The organism is Kitasatospora sp. NPDC047058 (assembly GCF_040643935.1).
Taxonomy (GTDB): Bacteria; Actinomycetota; Actinomycetes; order Streptomycetales; family Streptomycetaceae; genus Kitasatospora.
The window spans coordinates 1-2,325 of sequence record NZ_JBEYVJ010000711.1 but is presented as its reverse complement, the minus strand read 5'-3'; the positions used below and the strand labels follow the sequence as shown (position 1 = coordinate 2,325).

Below are 2,325 nucleotides of genomic sequence, written 5' to 3'. Positions count from 1 at the left end.
CGCACTGCTGCGCGGCCCAGTCCTCGCGGTCCAGGTTGTACTTCATGGTCCTCGAGCCGCCGCGTGCACCGGCGGCTCCGGCGGCGCGGGAGCCGCGCGCACGGGAGCCGCGCTGGTCGGATCTGGCTGCGGGCACGGTGAGGCTTCCTGTCGGACCGGTGGGGCCGCGGAGCCTTCGAACCGTTGTGTGCGTCCCCCTCGCCCGGACACCCTGGCACGGCGACCGGGTGAATGTCCACATACCGGGTATGCAGGCCGAACGGAGACCGCCCCCGCTGCCCGGACGGGCGGCGGGGGCGGCGGGACCGGGCGGGTCAGCCCAGGGTGGCGGCGGCGGTCGGCGAGCTGTCCCGGAGGAACTGGGCGCAGCGCTCCGCCTCCTCCTTCTCCTCGATCGCGGCGGCGGCCCGGCCGAGCGCGTGCAGCGCCCGCAGGAAGCCGCGGTTCGGCTCGTGCTCCCACGGCACCGGGCCGTGGCCCTTCCAGCCGGCCCGGCGCAGCGCGTCCAGCCCGCGGTGGTACCCGGTGCGGGCGTACGCGTAGGACTCGACGGTGCGGCCGGCGGCGAAGGCGTCGTCGGCGAGCTGGGCCCAGGCCAGCGAGGAGGTCGGGTACTTCGCCGCGACCTCGGCCGGGGAGGCACCGCCGGCCAGCAGCTCCAGCGGAGCGGGCTCGATGGGCAGCTTCGTCGGGGCGGGGCCTCCGAGGAGGTTCTGGCCGTCGAAAGGGTTTCGGTCAGTGGTCATGCCCCCCAGTGAACCACTGAGGGGCATGACGGGAGAGCCTGCCTCTTCGTCCGAGGGGGCTTACTTCAGGCGGTTGCCGGCCGAACGCAGCTGCTGGGCGGCCTCGACCACGCGGCCGGCCATGCCGGCCTCGGCGAGCTTGCCCCAGGTGCGCGGGTCGTAGGTGTTCTTCCGGCCGACCTCGCCGTCGACCTTCAGCACGCCGTCGTAGTTCTGGAACATGTGGGCGGCGACCGGGCGGGTGAAGGCGTACTGGGTGTCGGTGTCGAGGTTCATCTTCACGACGCCGTTCTCCAGCGCGGTGGCGATCTCCTCGGCGGAGGAGCCCGAGCCGCCGTGGAAGACGAAGTCGAACGGGTCGTTCTTGCCGTACTGCTTGCCGATCGCGTCCTGCAGCTCGCGCAGCAGCTCCGGCTTCAGGACGACGTTGCCCGGCTTGTAGACGCCGTGCACGTTGCCGAACGAGGCGGCCAGCAGGTAGCGGCCCTTCTCGCCCAGGCCCAGCGCCTCGGCGGTGCGGACGGCGTCGTTGACGGTGGTGTACAGCTCGTCGTTGATCTCGTGGGTGACGCCGTCCTCCTCGCCACCGGTCGGGGTGATCTCGACCTCAAGGATGATCTTGGCGGCGCGGGCCTGGGCCAGCAGCTCCTCGGCGATGGCCAGGTTGTCGTTCAGGGTCTCGGCCGAGCCGTCCCACATGTGCGACTGGAACAGCGGGTTGCGGCCCTGGGCCACGCGCTCGGCGGAGACCGCCAGCAGCGGGCGGACGTAGCCGTCCAGCTTGTCCTTCGGGCAGTGGTCGGTGTGCAGCGCGACGGTGATGTCGTACTTGGCGGCGACGATGTGCGCGAACTCGGCGAGGGCGACCGCGCCGGTCACCATGTCCTTGTTGTGCTGGCCGCCCAGGAACTCCGCACCACCGGTCGAGATCTGGATGATGCCGTCGCTCTCGGCCTCGGCGAAGCCGCGCAGCGCGGCGTGCAGGGTCTGCGACGAGGTGACGTTGATGGCCGGGTAGGCGAACTTGCCCGCCTTGGCCCGGTCGAGCATCTCGTTGTAGACCTCGGGAGTTGCGATGGGCATGCGATCCGCTCCTGTCGGGTTGCGGCGTACGGACGGTGCTGTCCGACGCTGTGTACGCCTTCGGTACGACTCCGGGGTACCGGCGGGGCCGGAGCGCGGCTCTGCGGTGCGGCTTTCCGGTACCAGGGTTCGAGGCGGCCACCGCGGCACGGCAATGAGGGTGTTTGCGACCGCGGCCTCGGACGCCGGTGTCATCTTCCCAGACTCGCGCTTCCTGGTCAGCATGCGGCCCGCCAGTCGGGACGGCAGGGCCGGGTGTGCCACCTGGTGCGACGAACGGATGACGCCGTCTCCGCCCCCGGGGCGAAGCCCTGGTAAAGACGGGCCCGCTATCCTGCGGCCGTGGACTACAACCAGCTGGCCGTCAACCTGCTCGACGCCAAATCACTGATCTCGTCCCCCTCCTGGAGATCGGAAGGGTGGTCGGGGCGGGTCAGAGGTGGATGCCGCACTCGGTCTTGCCGGAGCCGGACCAGCGGCCGGCCCGGGCGTCCTC

Annotated in this window: 2 protein-coding genes; both read right to left on the bottom strand. The window is 71.4% G+C overall.

Features of this window, described 5'->3' with window-relative positions; all coding sequences use genetic code 11:
* Positions 1-314 precede the first annotated feature (314 nt).
* Complete coding sequence (locus ABZ885_RS39625; protein WP_360199825.1) at positions 315-746, bottom strand: DUF3151 domain-containing protein; 432 nt, start codon at positions 744-746, stop codon at positions 315-317.
* Between the two features lie 60 nt (positions 747-806).
* Entirely contained in the window at positions 807-1,829 is a 1,023-nt protein-coding gene (fbaA, locus tag ABZ885_RS39620) for a class II fructose-bisphosphate aldolase (RefSeq protein WP_360199823.1), read from the bottom strand.
* Positions 1,830-2,325 lie beyond the last annotated feature (496 nt).

Coding starts and splice junctions, on each gene's coding strand:
- ABZ885_RS39625 (WP_360199825.1), bottom strand. CDS start 746: ATGACCACTGACCGAAACCCTTTCGACGGCCAGAACCTCCTCGGAGGC.
- fbaA (WP_360199823.1), bottom strand. CDS start 1,829: ATGCCCATCGCAACTCCCGAGGTCTACAACGAGATGCTCGACCGGGCC.